Raw genomic sequence first — 18,075 nt, 5'->3', positions numbered from 1 at the left:
CGCATTAGATGGAAATACCTCCTTTTTTGCACCGTGAGGTGCTGGGTAATGAGTTGCTAGACTACGTTTTTGCCGTCGTCATTTTAGGCTTCGGGACTGGCCTAAATCGACTACTGACGCGCTTGCTGAGCAATGTCTTATTCCGGCTTACCAAGCGCTACACGGCCGGTATCACGGAGCAAGAACTGCACGAACTATTTATCCAACCCCTAAGCACGCTGCTCTTCCTCTGCACTTTCTATCTGTCTTTCAGCGTACTGCGCTACCCACTGCCCCCAACTGCCATAAAAGGCGTGGAGCCCTGGCCGAAGGTTGCACTGCTTAACGTCTTTCACCTCGGTGTTATTGTGACTATTGTGTGGGTTGTGCTGCGGGTGGTTGATTTTGCCTTACTAATGCTGCAACGGCGCGCCGAGCTTACCGCCACGCCGGGGGCCCAGCGGCTTGATAATCAGTTTCTACCGTTTGCCAAGGACTTAATCAAAGTATTTGTCCTGCTCATTGGGCTCATGGTGATACTGGGGCGGGTGTTTGGGGTAAATGTGGTGGGCTTTGTGGGCACGCTGGGCATTGGGGGGCTAGCGGTGGCATTTGCCGCCAAGGAGAGCATCGAAAACCTGCTGGCTTCCTTCACTATTTTCATCGACCAGCCTTTCGGCGTTGGCGACCTCGTGTCGGCGGGCGACGTGAGCGGCACGGTCGAAAAAATCGGCTTTCGCAGTACGCGCCTGCGCACCGCCGAGAAAAGCTTCCTCACCGTGCCTAATAAGAGCATGATTGACAAGCCTTTGGATAACCTAAGCCTGCGCACGTCGCGCCGAGTCGGCTTCACGCTGGTATTTGACCAGAAGACGACCAGCGCGCAGCTGCACGCCATTATTGAGGGAGCCGTAGCGGCCATCCAGCAGCACCCCCTGATACTACCCGATGTGCAAATGAAGTTCAATGCCCTGACGCCCAGTGGCAAAGAGGTGACCGTGCAGTACTTTGTAGAAACCACTGACTACGACGAGTACCTAGATACCAAGGAAGACCTCAACTACCGCATTGTAGAAGTGGTGGAGCAGGCCGGCGGTGCGTTTGCCAGCATAAGCACTCCCGCTACTGGTGTAAAGAGCAGCTAGGGCGCTCTCGGAGTTGACACGCGCAGCGTGGGATAACGTAGTGTAAGTCACTGTGGCTCGCGGCTGTTGGCGCGCCCGGCCCGCGATTAACTACGCTGGTCGCGCGGCCGTCTGCCTTCGTGTTGGTTCAAAAAATGCTTCGGGCAGTTCCCCGCCGCCAACGCAAAAGCGCGGCTGCCTTTCCCGAAGGAAGACAGCCGCGCTTTTGCGTTGTGTGCGACAGTGGCTAGCGGCCAAACAGGCCGCCGAGCAGGCTGCCCATGCCGCTGCCCAGGATGCCACCGCCCCCCGCGCTACGCGGCTGCGAGTTGGGCTGGCCACCTAGGCCGCCCAGCACCGACATAATGGAGCCCAGCCCCCCGCTACCCATGGAGCCCTGCTGCGGGTAAGCCGAGGTATCCGTGTTATTAGCGTTGTTGCCGCCGCCGCCCAGCACGCTGCTGAGCAAGCCGCCGCCCAGCAGACCGCCGAGCAGCCCACCCATACCACTGCCGCTGCCGCCGCCCTGGCCGCCGCCCAGCAAGCCCCCGAGCATGCCGCCCATGGTGCCGCTCGGCTGGCTTTGGCCGTAGCCTGCCGAATTATTGCCGCCGCCCATCACCCGCGAAATAACCATGGGGGCCACTACCCCGAGCAGGCCGGCCATCAGTGCGCCTTTCGGGATACCCACGTTGCTGAGCTTGTCGCCGATACCGCTCAAGAAGCCTTGCTTATTGGGGTCCTGGGCATCGTGCGGCACGTTGGCAGCTTGGTCAACTACGTTTTCAAGAGTGGCTTTCTGCTCGGCATTTACGCCTAGGTAGTTCGACATTTTGCTCACCATTGCCTCCTCGTCGTTGGAGTAGGCGCCATCGGCGCGGGCAAAGCTGATAAGGTCCGTCACCAGCGAAAAGCGCAGGTCACTACCTTTCAACTGGTCGAGGCTCTGTTGAATGCTTTGGTTGTTCGACTGTTGGGCCGCGGCTAGCACTTGCTGCGCCGACCCTTCGGACAAGCCAGCCTGCTGCGCCAGGCGCTGCAAAAACTCAGCTTCGGGCGCCGTAGCCTGGCGGTCGGCCGTAGCTAAGGCCGCAATGGCGCTGAGGTAAGCCGTTTTTTCGGCTTCGGAATAGTTCTGGAGGAGTTGCGTTTCCATGAAAGAGAAGAAATATCGGTGAAAAAGGAAGTTCTTGTGCTTAAGCACATCTGAATAATGCCTAACGGGTGCGGCGCATTCGCGTTGCCTCATCCGTTAAGATGCATTTTTTTTGAAAATTTTTCAGCCTGAAACTGAAAATCTTAGGTTACCCTAGGTCCTTACAAGAGCTATTTAGAGCCGTTATTTTACACTTACGTTTTGTACTTCCAAAAAATCCCCCCATCTTTGTACTCCCAAACGGCAATAGCCACTCGGGAAGGAAGGGAGATTAGCTCAGCTGGTTCAGAGCATCTGCCTTACAAGCAGAGGGTCACTGGTTCGAACCCAGTATCTCCCACGTTGATAAACACCCACTTAGCTGCAAAGCTGAGTGGGTGTTTTGCTTTTGGCTTAAACGCAGGTTTCAGCGGCCTCGCTATTTATCCCATATCAAATGTCTGTTCCATTTCGACACCTTCTTTAAGGAGTACGCTGGCCCTACCTCTGCGTGCGCGCTGTCACTAGCCGGTACGCAGGCGTATCTGGTTCGTTGATGGTTTGATTTATGAAGAGAATGGGTTGATTTGTGTTAGACTGCCCACCCGGCGTCCGCGGACCTTTGTATGACGCTATAACTGGTGCTCACTAGCGGAAAACGCCAGAAAAGCTTCCCTCTTGCGCGTGCGCATCGTGGGGTTGCAGCACGGCAGGCACCCAGTCCCAGGCTTTGAGCAAGCCCTGACCCTGCATCGCTTGCTCGACCGGATTGAGAAAGCGGCCCTACTCCGCTAACCTACCGTTGAAGGCATTCCATTTCCTCCCAACTGTATCATGAACAACGCACTCATTCTCGTTGGCGCCGGCCCCGGCATGGGCATCGCCCTGGCCGACCTCTTTGGCCAGCACGGCTACCGGGTGGGCCTCATCAACCGCCAGCCCGATAAGGTAGCTGAGCAGGTAGCGCAGCTCACCGCCAAAGGCATCGAGGTCTATTCGGCGGCCGCTGACGCCTCCCAGCCCGAAGCGCTGGCGCAGGCCATCACCGCGCTGCAAGCCAAGCTAGGTCCGGTTTCGGCCCTGATTTACAATGCGGCGGCTATGAAAGCCCAGGATATTCTGGCCGAAACGGCGGAGACGCTGACCCAGGATTTCCGGCTCAATGTCGCCGGGGCCTTGCAAAGCGTACAGCTCCTGCACGCAGACCTAAAGGCCACCCAAGGCGTGGTGCTGTTAACCGGCGGCGTGTTTGGGGTGACTCCCTACCCTTCCTACGGGTCGCTCTCCATCGGTAAAGCGGGCATCCGCAACTTGGCGCAGCAGCTGCACGAGCGCCTGAAAGACGACGGTATTTATGCCGGCACGCTCACCATTGGGGGCAGCGTCAGCCCAGACAGCCCCACGCATTCGCCGGCCCAGCTGGCCGAATTATTCTGGCAAATGGCCCAGGACCGCACGGCCGCTGAAGTTCAGCACTAGTAGCGCAACCCCTAGAAGACAAGCGAAAGCTGGAACTGCGCGTGCAGTTCCGGCTTTCGCTTGTCTCCTACCTAGGATGGCGAACGGCGCTTTCGCAACGGCGGCTTTCCGTTTGTGGCAGCGGTTGCCCGCTTGCGCGCTACCGGCCACCCGCGGCGCAATTTATCCGGTACTCAACTCTTACTATATATGACGAGACTACGCTATATCTCCCTCATCCTGATTCTAGGCACGCTCACGGCGCTGGGGCCCTTCTCGATTGATATGTACCTGCCGGGCTTCCCGGCCATTGCCCTCGACCTGCACACCACGGCGGCGCGGGTAGCGCTGTCGCTGTCGAGCTTTTTCGTGGGCATTTCGGCGGGGCAGCTACTCTACGGGCCCCTGCTCGACCGGTTTGGCCGCAAGCCCCCGCTCTACCTGGGGCTGGCGCTCTACGTGGGGGCGTCGGTGGGGTGCCTGGCGGTGCACAGCATCGAGGCGCTGATTGTGCTCCGGTTCGTGCAGGCCATTGGCAGCTGCGCGGCGGCCGTGGCGGCGGTGGCCATGGTACGCGACCTGTTTCCGGTGCAGGACAGCGCCAAGGTCTTTGCCCTGCTGATGCTGGTGGTGGGCGTCTCGCCCATGGTGGCCCCCACGCTGGGCGGCTACGTGATAGCGGCGTTTGGCTGGCGCGCCGTATTTGTGGCCCTGGGCGGACTGGGCGCGGTACTGCTGCTGGCCACCGCGCGCTGGCTGCCCACCAATTATGTGCCGGACACCGCGCTCTCGCTCAAGCCCCGGCCCATTTTAACCAACTTCTGGGCGGTGCTGCGCGAGCCGCAGTTTACCACTTACGCCCTGACGGGCGCCGTGTCGTTCAGCGGGTTGTTCGCCTACGTATCGGGCTCGCCGCTGGTGTTCATGGATATTTATCACGTCGATAGCAAGGTCTACGGCTGGATATTCGCCTTTCTATCCATCGGTCTTATTGGGGCCAGCCAGGTCAACAGCCAGTTGCTGCGTCGCTACCAAAGCGAGCAAATCGTGTTTGTGGCCCTAGGGTGCCAGGTAGTCACCACGCTCGTGCTGCTGGGGCTCACCAGCGCCGGGGTGCTGGGCCTGGGTGGGACTATCGCGCTGCTCTTCGTTTTCCTAGGTTGTCTGGGCTTCACCAGCCCGAATACTTCAGCGCTGTCGCTGGCTCCCTTCACGCGCAATGCAGGCAGTGCCTCGGCGCTGATGGGCGCCATCCAGATGGGCATGGGCGCGCTGGCCTCGGTGGGCGTGAGCTTGTTTAACGCGCACACGGCCCTGCCGATGGTGGCCATCATGGCCGTGACTTCGCTGCTGGCGCTGCTCCTGCTGCTGGCGAGCCGGCAGCGGATAGGAGCCATCGTAGCAGCTCCCGCGGGGGCATTAGAAGGCGGGCTGCACTAGGCCGGGCGGCGGGCGAGGAGCTTCTCAGAAAAGATGGCCTTCGCTAATAAACAGCTTACGTTCCGTGGCTTCGTGGTGTTGAAAGGTGCAAATACAGCTGCTCGCTTCGCCACCAACTCCTAGGGCGCCACCGCCTGCCTAAGAACGCTAATTAAGCCAACCAGTCAACAAATCAAACAACCAGCCTTAGCTCGCTAGTGCTGGGGCAACTTCGTGACTCAGCGAAGTGCGCAGCGCCGATGGGGTAATACCGGTGTGCTTTTTAAAAAAGGTGTTGAAGTAGGACGGGTACTCGAAGCCGAGCCCGTAGGCGATTTCGGCGGTGCCCCACGTGGTGTGCAGCAGCAGCGCTTTCGCTTCCAGGATGATGCGTTCGGCAATGTGCGCGATGGTGGATTTGCCCGTTACCTCTTTTATTACCCGATTGAGGTGGTTGACGTGCACGGCCAGGTGGTCGGCAAAGTCCTTGGGCGTACGCAGCTTTATCCCGTGGTCGGGCGCGTCGATGGGAAACTGCCGCTCCAAGAGTTCCTGAAACATGTTTACGATGCGCGAGGCCGCGTTGGGGTGCTGATGATACGCCGCGTGGGGCTGCATCTTCAGGGCCTCGTGCAGCAGTAAGCTCACGTACGTGCGCATCAAATCCTGCTGATGGATGTAGCCAGACCCCATCTCTTGCAGCATTTTACGAAAAATCTGCGCTAGGGTCTCGTACTGCTCCTCGTTGACGAAATACACTGGTTCGCTGCCTATTTTGAACAGCGGCGAATCTTGCAGGCTCGCCGACCGCTCGCTGCCGAAAAAGCCATCGGTGAAGAGGCAGAAGTAGCCGTCTTGCTCCGGGGAGAGCGGCTCGTAGGAGTACGGGACCATCGGGTTGGAAAGCAGTAGCGCTGGCCCATCCAGCAGTACCCCCCGGGTGGCGTAGTTTAGCTGACCCGTGCCCGTGAGCAGCGATATCTTGAAGAAGTCGCGGCGGCTAAAAGTCATTTTCCGGTTGCAAAAGTCCCCCCGGTTGTACACGTTGAAGTGGCCCATCGCGGCCGTGATGTGCTGCGGAGCCGCATGGCCCTGCCGCTGATAAAACTGGTCGAGGCTTTCAGTGGAAGCAGGCATGAGGCAACAGTGCTTAGTGTACAATTCAAACAACCGGTGAATCCAGCGCATGGTTTTCGCCACCCGCGTTTCGCAGGCACTCCTTTTTTAGGATAGGCTTCCAGGAAATCCGGCGGGCTCAACGGCTGATGGGGCACTTATTTGAAATGTATACTTATTGGTTTGAATCGTGATTGCTACCGCGGGCGAGTGGCCAGACCTTTGTAGAGCGGAAAGCAACGCGCTGAGAAGCCTCAAAAACAGGCACTTGCCGGGCGGCCGACATTTGCTTTCTGCCCACACCCCACCGCGGCTCTCTAGGCATCACGGAAGCTTAAAATTCAACTCCCTTTTATCCTCTTTACCGATGAAAACCAGAAAAATAGGTAACCTCGAAGTATCGGCCCTGGGTCTGGGCTGCATGGGCATGAGCCACGGCTTCGGCCCGGCCGCCGACACTAAGGCCATGGTGCAGCTGATTCGGACCGCCGTGGAGCGCGGCGTCACCTTCTTCGACACGGCCGAGGTGTACGGCCCGTTCACCAACGAGCTGCTGGTGGGCGAGGCCCTGGAGCCCCTGCGCGACCAAGTAGTGATTGCCACCAAGTTCGGCTTCAACACCTCGGTGCCCGGCACGGGCGGCGGGCTCAACAGCCGGCCCGAGAACATCCGGGCCGTGGCCGAGGCCTCACTCAAGCGCCTGCGCACCGACCGCATCGACCTGTTTTACCAGCACCGCGTGGACCCTGGCGTGCCGATTGAGGACGTAGCCGGCGCGGTGAAGGACCTCATCGCCGAAGGCAAAGTGAAGCACTTCGGCCTCTCCGAAGCCGGGGTGCAAGTCATTCGCCGGGCGCACGCGGTGCAGCCCGTCACGGCGCTGCAGAGCGAGTACTCGCTGTTTTGGCGCGAGCCGGAAGCCGAGATTCTGCCCCTGCTCGAAGAGCTGGGCATTGGCTTCGTGCCGTTTAGCCCGCTGGGCAAGGGCTTTCTCACGGGCAAGATTGACGAAAACACCGAGTTCGACAAGACCGACTATCGCAACACAGTGCCGCGCTTCAACCCCGAAAACCGCAAGGCCAACCAGGCGCTGGTAGACCTGCTGGGCCGCATTGCTCAGGCCAAGCAGGCCACGCCTGCCCAGGTGGCGCTGGCCTGGCTACTGGCCCAAAAGCCCTGGATTGCGCCCATCCCCGGCACGACCAAGCTGCACCGCCTCGACGAAAACCTCGGGGCCGTGGACCTGGCGCTGACCGCCGACGACCTGCGCCAAATCGAGGAAGCTGCCGCCCAAATCACGATTCAGGGCGAGCGCTATTCCCCGGCCGCCCAGCAGATGATAAACCGCTAACGCACTCTAGGTCTGAGCACCGACCTATTTAGTACCATAGTAATAGCTACTCCGCATTAAACCAGTATAGCCCCGGCCTTCATGAGAAGGCCGGGGCTATACTGGTTAGGTAGCACTGGCGGGAGCTACCCAACCAACCTAGGTGCACAGGCCCAACGGCGGCTCGCGGGCCCCGAGCGCTGCTAACGCTGGGCAAGCCGATGGCTGGTTACCTAGACCAGCGGGAACAGGGTGTCCAGCTGCAGCAACCGCAGGCACCGGTGCAGCAGCGGGTCCACGTTGCTCAGAAAAACGCGGGCCCCGCCCTGGTGCAGCACCAGCAGCTGCGAGACTACGTGGCTAACGCCCAGCTGGCGCAGGCAGCGCAAGTGGGTGCAGTCCACCAGGAGGTGGGGCGGGGCCAGGCCCGGCCGCGAGGCCAGGTCTCGCAGCAAGGTCGTGGCTTCCACTTCATCTAAATCCACCGGGATGAACGAGGCAAGAGCGGCGGGAACGGATAAAACAGTATACATACTAAAGCAGGGAATAGGAGACCAAGAAAGACACGCCACCCCGGCCCTGGCAAAGGACCTAGGGCAAGGCCGGCAGCGAACCGCGCCCGGCGATGACTCCTGGTAAACAGGCATTCCCGCCAATTGCCTCCCGGATTAGTACGGGTTTATAAACCGAATAAACCCGTATCCGCACCTGCGTATTTTCCAGCGGAGGCCGCCCACTACGTAGCGCAGTCAGTAGTTTCGCCGGGCCCGGCCGGGTTCAGCCGCGCCGCGCCACGGCGGCGCGGGGGCTTACGTCAGCCAGCCCTGGCTCATGGCTTCTTTCACCAGGGCGGCGGTATTCTTCGTGCCGGTTTTTTCCATGATGTGCTGGCGGTGCGTTTCCACGGTGCGCGGGCTGGTGAAGAGCTTGTCGGCAATCTGGGCGGTGGTGAGGCCGTCGGCCACCAGGCGCAGAATTTCCTGCTCCCGGGCCGTGAGGCCGCTCGTGGGCTTGGCGGCATCCGGCACCCCCGTCAGCACCTTTTCCAGCATAGTGAGGCCCAGCTCAGAGCACAGGAAGCGTTTGCCGGCGGCCACGGTCCGCACGCCCACCACGATTTCGTCGTGGCCGGCGTTTTTCAGCACGTAGCCCGCGGCCCCGGCCGCCAGCACTTGCCCGATGGCGCGCTCATGGTCGGCCATCGAGAGGATGAGCACCCGCACCTCGGGAAACTCGGTGTGCAGGCGCTGGGTGGTAGCCAGGCCATCGAGCTCCGGCATGTGCAGGTCGAGCAGCACCACGTCGCAGGGCGTGTCGGGCAGTTGGGCAAGCAGCTGGGCGCCGTTTTCAGCTTCCCCCACCACCTGCAGCTCGGCGTGCTGCTGAAAAAGCGCCCGCAGGCCATCGCGCAGCACCGTATGGTCATCGACGAGAAACAAGCGTATCATAAAGTTGGGAAATCAGGTAAGGGAATGCGGATGCGGACGTAAGCCCCGCTAAGCGGGACGGTACCGGTTTCTACCTGGCCCCGGAGCAGGGCCACCCGGTCGCGGATGCTGCGCAGGCCTAGGCCGGGGCGGTTGGCCGAGCCAAAGCCGGGGCCGTTGTCTTCGGCCCGCAGCAGCACCGCGCCCGGCATGGTTTCGAGCTCCAGGCTGGCCTCGGTAGCACCTAGGGCGTGCTTCACAATGTTTTGGGCCAGCTCCTGAGCCATGCGGTAGAGGGCCATTTGCAGGGCCGGCGCCAGCGGGGCCGCGGCCTCGTCCAGCAGCACGTGGCTGCGCAGGCGCAGCTGCGGCGTGCTCATCTTCCCGGCGATGTCGCGCAGGGCGGCGGCCAGGCCAAACTCTTCTAGCACCACCGGCACCAGCTCGTGCGAGAGCGTGCGGGTTTGGCGGATGGCCTCGCCCAGCAGCTTGTCGGCCTCGTTGCGGGCGGCGGCCAGGGCCGGCAGCGTGTGCAGCACCGGGGCGTGGAGCTGGTCGAGGCGCAGCTTGGTGGCGTACAGCAGCTGGCCGATGCCATTGTGCAGGCTCTCGGCCATGCGGCGGCGCTCTTCCTCCTGGGCGGCCTGCACGGCCTCAAACAGCGCCTGCTGCTGGGTGAGGCGCAGGCGCAGGTTGTCGGCTTCGAGGCGGTGCAGCTCACTGATGTCCAGGTCCACGCCCAGCACCCGCGCGGGCTGGCCGGCCTCGTCGTGCAGCACCACCGACTTGACGCGCACAGTTTTGACTTGCTCGCCCACGCGCAGGCGCAGGGTTTCCTCAAAGCAGTCGCTGCCCGTGGTCAGGCAGTGCACGAGGCGCTCGGCCTGGGGCCGGTCCTCCGCCACCACGTAGCCTAGGTAGATGCCGGGGGCAATGGCTTGCCCCAGCGGCAAACCGAACAGCTGGTACATGCCTTCCGACCATAAAAACTGCCCGCTCAGCAAGTCAAAGTCCCAGCTACCCAGGCCGGCCACGGCTTCGGCCTGCTCCAGCAGGCGCAGGTTGCGGGTGCGCTCCTGCTCGGCCTGCTTGCGCGGCGTGATAACTTCCGACGTCAGCACGAGTAGGCCGTCTTGGCGCACGACAATGTGGCGAAACCAGTGCTGCATGCCCTCGCCATCGTACCACTGCTCAAAATCGGCCGGCTCGCCGGTGGTGGCCACCGCTAGCAGCCGAGCCAGGATGCCGGTGGGTACCGTTTGCGGAAACATGGCCGTGAAGCGCTGCCCCACGATGTCGTCGCGGCCCACTACCTGCTTGTTGAACTCGTTGAAAATCAAGATTTCAAAGTCCTCGGGCCGGCTCGCTGCGTCGCGCAGGATGCGCATGACCACAATGGCGGTGGGCGAGGCGTCGAACACGGTTTGCAGCAGGTGGCGGCTCTGCTGCAGCTCCTGGGTGCGGGCGGCCACCTGCTGCTCCAGCTCTTGGCGGTGGCTTTCCTGGGCGAGGCGCAGGGCTTCCTCGGCCTGTTTGCGGGCGGTAATGTTGGTGAACAGCAAGGCCACGCGGTGGGGCGCCGGCCCGTCCAGCGGGTAGGCGTACACGTCGAACCAGCGGCCCAGCCCGGCCACGTGCTGCTCGTAGCGGATGGGCTCGCCGGTGCGCACCACCTCGCCGTAGCGCCGCACCATCGCCGCCTCCACGTCGGGCACCAGCTCCCGCACCCGGCGGCCCACCACGGTGGGCGGCATCCCAGTCATTTTCTCGTAGGCCTGGTTTAGCTCCAGGATGCGGTAGTCGGTGGCCTGCCCCGCCGCGTCGAACAGGACTTCGAGGGTGGCGAAGCCCTCGTTGATGGAATCGAACAGCACGCGGTACTTTTCTTCGGAGCGAGCCAGGGCCTCCTCGGCACGGGCCCGCTCTAGGCGCGTCCAGATGCGCGCAGTGAGCTCGCGCAGCAAGTCCACATCGCCCGCCGGCCAGTCGCGCGGGGCGGCATCGGAGATGCTCAGCAGCGCCAGCCACTGCCCGTTGCGCACGTAGGGCGCGGTGACAAACGCCCGGATACCCTGCCGCGCGTAGGCTGCGTCGTCGGTGCGTGCGTCGGTGCGCGTGTTGCAGATGATGAGGATTTCTTCGGCGCGCGCGGCGCGCTGAAACGCGTCCGTCACAAAGTCGCCGAGGCGGTGTACGCGCTGGTCGACCAGGTCCGGCAGGTCGGCTGCGTGCCATTCGTGGGTTACTACGGCCGTTTGCGCCGCTTCATCGATGGCGGCCAGGTGCACGCGCGGCACGCCAAAGTACACGCCGATTTTATGGCTCAGCGAGGCCATTGTTTCGGCGATGCTCGTCAGGCCCACGAGCTCCTGGCTGACGTCGGCCAGGAAACCTAGGTCGGCTTCGCGGCGCTTGCGGGCCGTGATGTCGCTGAAGAGCACGGCCACGTGGTGGGCCCCGGGCGCACCCAGCCGGAAGGCCTGCACGTCGAACCAACGACTTACCTGCGGCACGTAGTGCTCCACGCGGACGGGCTCGCCGGTGCGGGCCACGCGGCCGTAGGTATCAAACCAAAATGGCTCTAGGTTGGGCAGCAACTCGCGGGCGGTGCTGCCCTGCGCACCCTCCGGCAGGCCCGACTGCTGCACAAATACTGGGTTCAGCGCCAGGTAGCGAAAATCTAGGGCCTGCTGCCCGGCTTCGTCGAAGAGAATTTCCAGCACGCAAAACCCCTGGTCCATGGTGTGGAACAAGGTGTGGTACTGGTCGGCGGTGCGCTGCGTTAGCTCACGCTGCAGGCGCAGGGTTTCGGTCTGGGTCTGCTGCAGCTCGGTAATGTCGCGGGCAATGGCGAGCACGGTGGCTACCTGGCCATCGCGCAGCTCCGGCACCAGGCGCGAGTAGAAGTACCTAGGGCCGTGGGGGCCGAGAAAGGGGTTGTAATGCTCTTGTGGCTGGCCGGTGTCAAACACGCGCTGCAACGCCGCCATGTACGGGCCGGTGATGTCGGCCGACGCGCCCATCTCGGCAAACGTGCGGCCCAGCAGGGCATTTACCGGCTGGCCAGTTTTGGCAGTAAAAGCAGCGTTGGCGTAGCCTAGGCGCAGGTCGGGCGTCCAGCGGGTGAGCACGTCGGGCGTGTTGTCGGCTAGGGTCTGGTACTGTTGCTCGCGCTGCTTCTGAGGGGTGACGTCGTGGGCATAGAGCACCCAGCCGCTGGGCTGGCGGGTGGCCGAGAGCGTAATCCACCGCTCGGGCTGCGGCAAGTACACTTCGCGGGGTTGCGCCGCGCCCGGCTCCAGCAGCTGTAGCAGCGCGGCGCGGAGGGCGAGGGGCAGCCCGGCTTCGAGCAGAGGCCGGCCGAAAAGGGTTTCGGGCAGCGTGCCGCACCACTGGGCCGCCTGCTGGTTGACGCATCGGATGCGGCGCTGCTCATCCAGCACTAGCACGCCCCAGGGCAGGGCATCCAGCAGGTGCCCGGCGGAGAAGTCCGGGGCCAGGGACGGGCAGGCGAGGGAGTACGACTGCTCGACAACGACGTTAGCGGATGGGTCCATACGAAGGCGGGCGGAGGATGAAATAGCGCCTGTGTTTCACAATCTTACGTATAGTTCCGGCAAGTAGCCGGACCCAGCTTCGGTAAGCTGAACCCTAGCAAAAGGCTTGTTGGCAAGCCACCAGAGGAGTACCCACCGGCAGCGGCCACCCTGCGTTTACCTGGGCTTTGCACGTTGGGGCCGGCGGCCAAAGAAACAATCGGCGCGGCAGCCGGCGGGTGGCTTTTCAAGCCAACGCCGCCCCGCCAAGGGTAACCTAGGTGCCCACCAGCTGGCAGTTGCCAGCCCCTGGCAACCGGGTTATTCCGGGGCCGCCTCAGTGGGCGGGGGCACCTGGGCCCGGGCCGGGGGCACGTCGCCCGGGCCGGCGGGCCAGCCTTCGCGCTGTTGCCGGCGGTGGCCGTCGGTAGCTTCGGTCTGGTTATGAAACAGAATCTGCCGGGTCGGATAGGGCAGGTCGATGCCGGCGGCCGAGAGCTTGTTTTTAATGGCTTCCAGCACCCGGTCTTGGGCGTCGAGCACGTCGGCCTGGCGGGGCGGGTTTATCCACCAGCGGGCCCGGATGTTGACCGAGCTCTCAGCTAGGTCCATAACCAGCGCATCCGGGGCCGGGTCCGCGAGCACGCCCTTGACTTCGCGCACGGCTTCCAGAATGAGCTGGCGGGCGCGGGCGATGTCGTCGCCGTAGCCAATGCCCACGTCGTACTGCAAACGGCGCTTGTCGTAGGCCGTGTTCACGGTGATGGCATTGGTGAAAATCTCCGCGTTGGGAATAATCACTCGGCGGCCGTCGTAGGTTTTGATGGTGGTGGCGCGGGTCTGAATGTCTTCGACCGTGCCCTCAAAGTCCTTGTACTTAATCTGGTCGCCGATGGTGAAGGGCTCGGTGAGCAGCAGCAGAATGCCGGCCAGAAAATTCTGAAAGATGTCCTTGAACGCAAAGCCAATGGCAATGCCGCTGACGCCCAGCGCGCTCACCAGGCTGGCGGGCGTGAAGCCGGGCAGGATAATCGTGGCCGTGACCAGCACCCCCAGGATGAGCGTGGCCACGTAGGCCAGGCGGCTCAGCAGCCGCGCCAGGCTCTCGCGCTGGCTGCGGCTGCGCGTGATGCGCCCCACCAGCGAGCGCACCGTGCGGGCCCCCAGCACGAACACCACCAGCACCACCAGGCCAAAGAAAATATTGGGCAAGGCCAGCATCAGGTCGCGGCCAATCTGGTGCAGCTTCTGCCAGGCAAGGGAAAAATCCATGGAATAGAAAAATAAGGCGTAGCGCCGTTGGCCCGAAGTGGCAGCCGGGCCAACGGCGGCGGGGCTTTCCTTACGGGCAAAACGCCGCTGGGTGGGGAGCCGGGCGGGCGGGCCTACCCTCGCCTACCCAGCCGGGCGGCCCCCGCCCCCTAGGTAGCTACCCGGCGGCAGCCCGGCCGTTGGGCCCCGGCGCCCGTATCCTACCGAATGCCCGAACTCTCCTCCCGCTACGCCCGCGCCTTGGCTTGGCTCGACCAGCGCATCATCCGCCCTTTTTACACTGACCGGGTGCGGCGGCTGATTTTGCAGAGCTTCCCGTTCTGGATTGCCTCGGTGCTCACGGGCGTGGTGGCCGTGGGCTACGAGAAAGTATTTGGCTGGGCCGAGGAAATAAGCTTTGCCTGGCTGGAACGCGCGCCCTGGCTGGCGTTTGTGCTCACGCCGCTGGCCTTCGGTGTCTCGTGGCTGCTAGTGCGGCAGGGCGCCCCGGCGGCGCGGGGCAGCGGCATTCCGCAGGTGATGGCGGGCATCGAGCTCTCCAACGCCAGCCAGCACCGCCGCACGGCGTATTTGCTGAGCCTGCGGGTGGCCATCATCAAGGTATTGAGCAGCGTGGTGCTGCTGCTGGGCGGCGGCGTCATCGGCCGCGAGGGGCCGACCATTCAGGTGTCGGCGGCCATCTTTCGGGCCATTAATAAGTTGCAGCCCGCGGGCTGGCCGCAGCTCTCACGCCAGATTGCGCTAGTGACGGGCGGCGCGGCGGGCCTGGCGGCGGCCTTCAACACGCCCCTAGGTGGCATCGTGTTCGTGGTGGAGGAGCTGACCCAGATGCACATGGCCCGGTTTCGGATGGCCGTGTTCACGGCCGTTATCATCGCCGGCCTCACGGCCCAGACGTTTTTGGGGCCTTACCTGTACCTAGGGTTTCCCAAGATTATTCCGGTGGCCGGCTGGGGGCAATTGCTGGTGGTAGTGGTGGCGCTGGTTTGCGGGCTGGCGGGCGCGGTGTTTGCCAAAACGCTGCTCTGGCTGGGGCGCTACCGGCAGCGGTTCACGACCTTGGCGGCTCAGGCGGGCTGGGTGCTGGGCTGCGGGCTGCTGCTGGGTGGGCTGGCCTACCTGGTGGGCCGCGAGGGCGTGGGCACGGGCAAGCCCATCATCAACCGGCTACTGTTTCAGAACGACGGGGCCACGCCCTGGTATCTGTTTCCGGTGCGCTTCGCGGGTATGGCGCTCAGCTACAGCAGCGGCGGGGCGGGCGGCGTGTTTGCCACTTCGCTCAGCGCCGGGGCCATCCTAGGCGACGGTATTTGCCAGGTATTCGACGTGGCCGTGGCCGACCGCAACTTGCTGATTTTGGTGAGCATGGTAAGCTTCCTCACCGGCGTGGTGCGCTCGCCCTTCACGGCCGCCATTCTGGTGCTGGAGATGACGGACCGGCACTCCGCTATTTTTCAGTTGCTTCTCAGCGGCCTGCTGGCCCAGGGCGTGGCCGCGCTGATAGACCCGCACTCGCTCTACGAGCACCTCAAGGTCGGCTTCATCCGCGAAACGGGCGAGCAGGAGCGGGCCGCCCGGCTCGCCCCAGGCGCACCAGCACCGGCCCAGGAGCCGGACTAGGCTCCTGCTTCGGCGTTAGTATTTCCGTAAGTGCTAGCTCGACCATCGCATTAGGAGGTAATTAGTATCCACGCCGGCCCGCCGGCCGTAGATTGCCCCGTCCCTACCCTATGCCGGACGAGTAGCGCTTGCTTCTACCGGCCTTCTACTGTGCTGCTTGTATGACTGCTGCGGTTCCACTCGCCGATTTATTTACGGCGCAAGACTGGCTTACCCTCCTCGATGTCTCGCTGACGGGCATCCACCTGGTGCGGCCCCTCTACGAGCCGAATGGGCCCGCCATCGTGGACTTCGCCCTGGAGTACCTCAACCCGGCCGCCCAGCGCATGGCGGGCTTGCCCGAGCAGCCCGGCGGCACGCTACTGGGTCACTTCCCACACACGCTCGCCGAAGGGATTTTTCAGTACTACCAGCGGGTGTTTGAGACGGGTGAACAGCTTACGTACCAAACTAACTACCAGGCCGATGGGCTAGACAACTACTTCAAGCTCAGCGCCCGGCGCAGCGGCGAGCATTTGGTTGTCAGCTTCACCGATACCAGCGACCAGGACCGCAGCGCCGTCGAACAAGCCCTGCGCGACAGCCAGGCCCGCGAGCAGCGGGCCCTGGCCGAAGCCGAGCGCCAGCGGGCCGAGCTGCAGCGCGTCTTCCAGGACGTTCCCGTGGCGATGGGCCTGCTGCGCGGACCCAACTTTGTGATAGAGTGGGCCAACCAGCCTATGGGGCAGCTCTGGGGGCGGCCGGTGGCCCAGGTGCAGGGGCGCCCGCACTTTGAGGCCCTGCCCGACCTGGCGGGCCAGGGCTTTGAGCAGGTCTTTGCCGATGTCCTCGCCACGGGCCAGACGCACGTCTCGCAAGAATTGCCCGTCCGCATCGCGCAAACTCAGCAAGCCTACCTAGGCTATTTCAATGTCACCTACCTGCCCGTGTACGACGGGCCAACGCGCATTACGGGCGTCTTGTGCGTAGCAATCGACGTGACGAGCCAGGTGCGCGCTCGCCAGCAGCTAGAGCAGCTCAATGCCGACCTAGGGGCCCAGGTAGCCAAGCGCGCCGGCGAGGCCCTGGCCTTGCAAGCCGCCCTGCTGGCCACCGCCCAGCGCCAGGCGCAGGAGCGGGAAGAGTTTTACCGGCTGTTCGAGCAAATACCCGTTATCGTGGCGCTGTTGCGCGCCCCGGAGCACGTTATCCACTACTGCAACCCCGCTTTTCAGCGGCTCTTTCCGGGCCGGGCCCTGCTGGGCCGACGCTACGCCGAGGCCATGCCCGAAATTGTGGCCGCCGGCCTGATTCCGGAGCTGGACCGGGTGTACGCCACGGGCCACCCCTACTACGGCTCGGCGCTGCCCGTCGTCACCACGCCGCCCGATGGCTCCGCCCCTCACCAGCGGTACTACGATTTTAGCTACCAGGCTTACCGCGAAGACGAGCACATCGTGGGTGTCTCCATTTTTGCGTACGATGTAACCGAGCAGGTGCTGGCCCGCCAGGCGCGCGAGGCCCAGCAGCAACTGGTGAGCATCGTGCTAGAGCAGGCGCCCGTGGGCATCGCCATTCAGACCGGACCCGATTTGGTATACGAGTTTCATAACCCTAGCTACCTGCGCATGGTACCCGACCGGCAGCTAGTAGGGCGGCGCTTTTTTGACGTGTTCCCCGAAATGGCCGGTACCACGGTCGAAACCCTGCTCCGCCACGTGTATGAAACGGGCGAAACGCAGCAGGAGCACGAGCTACTCATCCCCGTGGCCCGCGCCGACGGCAGCACCGAGCTGGAGGACCGCTACTTCACCATCGTGTACCAAGCCCGGCGCAACGAGCAGGGCCGCATCACCGGCATTCTGGCGTTCGTGATGGAAGTAACTGAGCAGGTGCGGGCCCGCCAGCAGGTGCAGGCCCTGAACGGGGCGCTGGCGGCCATCAACCAGGAGCTGCTTGAGAGCAACCGCCAGCTCACGCGCACCAACGTGGACCTGGACACCTTCGTGTACACGGCCTCGCACGATTTGAAAGCGCCGATTACCAACATCGAGAGCATCGTGCTGGCCCTGCGCGACACGCTGCCGCCCGAGCTGCAGCAAAACGGGCTGGTGGCCCACCTGCTCGACCTGCTCAACCAGACGGTGGCCCGCTTTCAATTCACCATCGCCCAGCTCACGGACATTTCGCGGCTGCAGCTGGCCCACGTGGGGCCCGCCGAGCCGGTAAACCTGGCCGCGGTGGTGCAGGACGTGCGCCTGGACCTGATGCCCGCCATTGCGGCGGCGGGTGCCCAGCTCACGGTGGCGGTGCCGGCCGGGCTGGTCGTGTCCTTCTCGCCGGCCAACCTGCGCAGCATCGTCTACAACCTGCTCAGCAACGCCGTGAAGTACCGGGCGCCCGACCGCGCTCCGCATGTGCAGGTGCGCGCCCAGCACACGCCGCAGGCCGTGGTGCTGGAAGTGCAGGATAATGGCCTGGGCATGAGCGCGGTGCAGCAGCGCCAGCTTTTTGGCTTGTTTCAGCGCCTGCATACCCACGTGGAGGGCTCGGGCGTGGGCCTCTACATCACGAAGCGCCTGATTGAGAACGCTGGCGGCACCATTACCGTGCAGAGCCAGCCCAACGCGGGAACCACTTTCACCGTTAGGTTCCCTAGCTAAGTATCCGCTTCCCATCT

The 18,075-nt window shown here is 63.3% G+C and carries 12 protein-coding genes and 1 tRNA gene; 7 read left to right on the top strand and 6 right to left on the bottom strand.

What is annotated here, in order from left to right; genetic code table 11:
- Positions 1–8: 8 nt before the first annotated feature.
- On the top strand, positions 9–1,124 hold the full coding sequence (locus tag ACFSDX_RS01675; RefSeq protein ID WP_382311456.1) for a mechanosensitive ion channel family protein: 1,116 nt from the start codon (positions 9–11) through the stop codon (positions 1,122–1,124).
- Between the two features lie 226 nt (positions 1,125–1,350).
- Here ACFSDX_RS01675 and ACFSDX_RS01670 read toward each other — a convergent pair whose 3' ends face one another.
- Complete coding sequence (locus ACFSDX_RS01670) at positions 1,351–2,259, bottom strand: TerB family tellurite resistance protein (protein WP_382311454.1); 909 nt, start codon at positions 2,257–2,259, stop codon at positions 1,351–1,353.
- A 265-nt stretch (positions 2,260–2,524) separates the two neighbouring features.
- Between ACFSDX_RS01670 and ACFSDX_RS01665 the strand changes: the two genes are divergently transcribed.
- The 3 genes from ACFSDX_RS01665 to ACFSDX_RS01655 all read left to right on the top strand — a co-directional run bounded on the left by ACFSDX_RS01665 (position 2,525) and on the right by ACFSDX_RS01655 (position 5,136).
- Positions 2,525–2,599 (top strand) — tRNA-Val (locus ACFSDX_RS01665).
- Between the two features lie 473 nt (positions 2,600–3,072).
- Positions 3,073–3,717, top strand: coding sequence for an SDR family NAD(P)-dependent oxidoreductase (locus tag ACFSDX_RS01660; RefSeq protein ID WP_382311453.1), 645 nt, complete (start codon positions 3,073–3,075; stop codon positions 3,715–3,717).
- A gap of 189 nt (positions 3,718–3,906) precedes the next feature.
- Complete coding sequence (locus ACFSDX_RS01655) at positions 3,907–5,136, top strand: multidrug effflux MFS transporter (protein WP_382311452.1); 1,230 nt, start codon at positions 3,907–3,909, stop codon at positions 5,134–5,136.
- A gap of 186 nt (positions 5,137–5,322) precedes the next feature.
- Here the strand turns inward: ACFSDX_RS01655 and ACFSDX_RS01650 are convergent, their stop codons facing one another.
- Positions 5,323–6,252, bottom strand: a complete 930-nt coding sequence (locus tag ACFSDX_RS01650) for a helix-turn-helix domain-containing protein (protein ID WP_382311451.1) — start codon at positions 6,250–6,252, stop codon at positions 5,323–5,325.
- A gap of 346 nt (positions 6,253–6,598) precedes the next feature.
- Here ACFSDX_RS01650 and ACFSDX_RS01645 point away from each other — a divergent pair, with 346 nt between their 5' ends.
- Positions 6,599–7,582 (top strand): aldo/keto reductase, encoded by a 984-nt coding sequence (locus tag ACFSDX_RS01645; RefSeq protein WP_382311450.1) that lies wholly within the window; start codon positions 6,599–6,601, stop codon positions 7,580–7,582.
- A gap of 212 nt (positions 7,583–7,794) precedes the next feature.
- Here ACFSDX_RS01645 and ACFSDX_RS01640 read toward each other — a convergent pair whose 3' ends face one another.
- The 4 genes from ACFSDX_RS01640 to ACFSDX_RS01625 all read right to left on the bottom strand — a co-directional run bounded on the left by ACFSDX_RS01640 (position 7,795) and on the right by ACFSDX_RS01625 (position 13,796).
- On the bottom strand, positions 7,795–8,094 hold the full coding sequence (locus ACFSDX_RS01640) for a hypothetical protein (protein ID WP_382311449.1): 300 nt from the start codon (positions 8,092–8,094) through the stop codon (positions 7,795–7,797).
- A gap of 276 nt (positions 8,095–8,370) precedes the next feature.
- Positions 8,371–9,009, bottom strand: coding sequence for a response regulator (locus tag ACFSDX_RS01635; protein WP_382311448.1), 639 nt, complete (start codon positions 9,007–9,009; stop codon positions 8,371–8,373).
- Positions 9,006–12,545, bottom strand: a complete 3,540-nt coding sequence (locus ACFSDX_RS01630; protein WP_382311447.1) for a PAS domain-containing protein — start codon at positions 12,543–12,545, stop codon at positions 9,006–9,008. The genes ACFSDX_RS01635 and ACFSDX_RS01630 overlap by 4 nt, the downstream gene beginning before the upstream one ends.
- Positions 12,546–12,845: 300 nt before the next feature.
- Positions 12,846–13,796: a mechanosensitive ion channel family protein gene (locus ACFSDX_RS01625; protein WP_382311446.1), complete on the bottom strand. Its 951-nt coding sequence runs from the start codon at positions 13,794–13,796 to the stop codon at positions 12,846–12,848.
- A 207-nt stretch (positions 13,797–14,003) separates the two neighbouring features.
- On the opposite strand from ACFSDX_RS01625, the gene ACFSDX_RS01620 reads away from it, so the two are divergent.
- Together ACFSDX_RS01620 and ACFSDX_RS01615 are read left to right on the top strand one after the other, a co-directional pair.
- Positions 14,004–15,416, top strand: a complete 1,413-nt coding sequence (locus ACFSDX_RS01620) for a chloride channel protein (protein WP_382311445.1) — start codon at positions 14,004–14,006, stop codon at positions 15,414–15,416.
- A gap of 161 nt (positions 15,417–15,577) precedes the next feature.
- Positions 15,578–18,058, top strand: a complete 2,481-nt coding sequence (locus ACFSDX_RS01615; protein ID WP_382311444.1) for a PAS domain-containing sensor histidine kinase — start codon at positions 15,578–15,580, stop codon at positions 18,056–18,058.
- Positions 18,059–18,075: the final 17 nt, after the last annotated feature.

This window comes from Hymenobacter bucti (assembly GCF_042681145.1).
Taxonomy (GTDB): Bacteria; Bacteroidota; Bacteroidia; order Cytophagales; family Hymenobacteraceae; genus Hymenobacter; species Hymenobacter bucti.
The sequence above is the reverse complement of the archived record's forward strand: the minus strand, read 5'-3'. Positions and strand labels throughout refer to the sequence as shown.

What these genes read in the sequence shown, in the direction of transcription:
- ACFSDX_RS01640 (WP_382311449.1), bottom strand. Translation starts at nt 8,094, where the DNA reads ATGTATACTGTTTTATCCGTTCCCGCCGCTCTTGCCTCGTTCATCCCG.
- ACFSDX_RS01625 (WP_382311446.1), bottom strand. Translation starts at nt 13,796, where the DNA reads ATGGATTTTTCCCTTGCCTGGCAGAAGCTGCACCAGATTGGCCGCGAC.
- ACFSDX_RS01675 (WP_382311456.1), top strand. Translation starts at nt 9, where the DNA reads ATGGAAATACCTCCTTTTTTGCACCGTGAGGTGCTGGGTAATGAGTTG.
- ACFSDX_RS01670 (WP_382311454.1), bottom strand. Translation starts at nt 2,259, where the DNA reads ATGGAAACGCAACTCCTCCAGAACTATTCCGAAGCCGAAAAAACGGCT.
- ACFSDX_RS01615 (WP_382311444.1), top strand. Translation starts at nt 15,578, where the DNA reads ATGACTGCTGCGGTTCCACTCGCCGATTTATTTACGGCGCAAGACTGG.
- ACFSDX_RS01645 (WP_382311450.1), top strand. Translation starts at nt 6,599, where the DNA reads ATGAAAACCAGAAAAATAGGTAACCTCGAAGTATCGGCCCTGGGTCTG.
- ACFSDX_RS01655 (WP_382311452.1), top strand. Translation starts at nt 3,907, where the DNA reads ATGACGAGACTACGCTATATCTCCCTCATCCTGATTCTAGGCACGCTC.
- ACFSDX_RS01635 (WP_382311448.1), bottom strand. Translation starts at nt 9,009, where the DNA reads ATGATACGCTTGTTTCTCGTCGATGACCATACGGTGCTGCGCGATGGC.
- ACFSDX_RS01650 (WP_382311451.1), bottom strand. Translation starts at nt 6,252, where the DNA reads ATGCCTGCTTCCACTGAAAGCCTCGACCAGTTTTATCAGCGGCAGGGC.
- ACFSDX_RS01620 (WP_382311445.1), top strand. Translation starts at nt 14,004, where the DNA reads ATGCCCGAACTCTCCTCCCGCTACGCCCGCGCCTTGGCTTGGCTCGAC.
- ACFSDX_RS01660 (WP_382311453.1), top strand. Translation starts at nt 3,073, where the DNA reads ATGAACAACGCACTCATTCTCGTTGGCGCCGGCCCCGGCATGGGCATC.
- ACFSDX_RS01630 (WP_382311447.1), bottom strand. Translation starts at nt 12,545, where the DNA reads ATGGACCCATCCGCTAACGTCGTTGTCGAGCAGTCGTACTCCCTCGCC.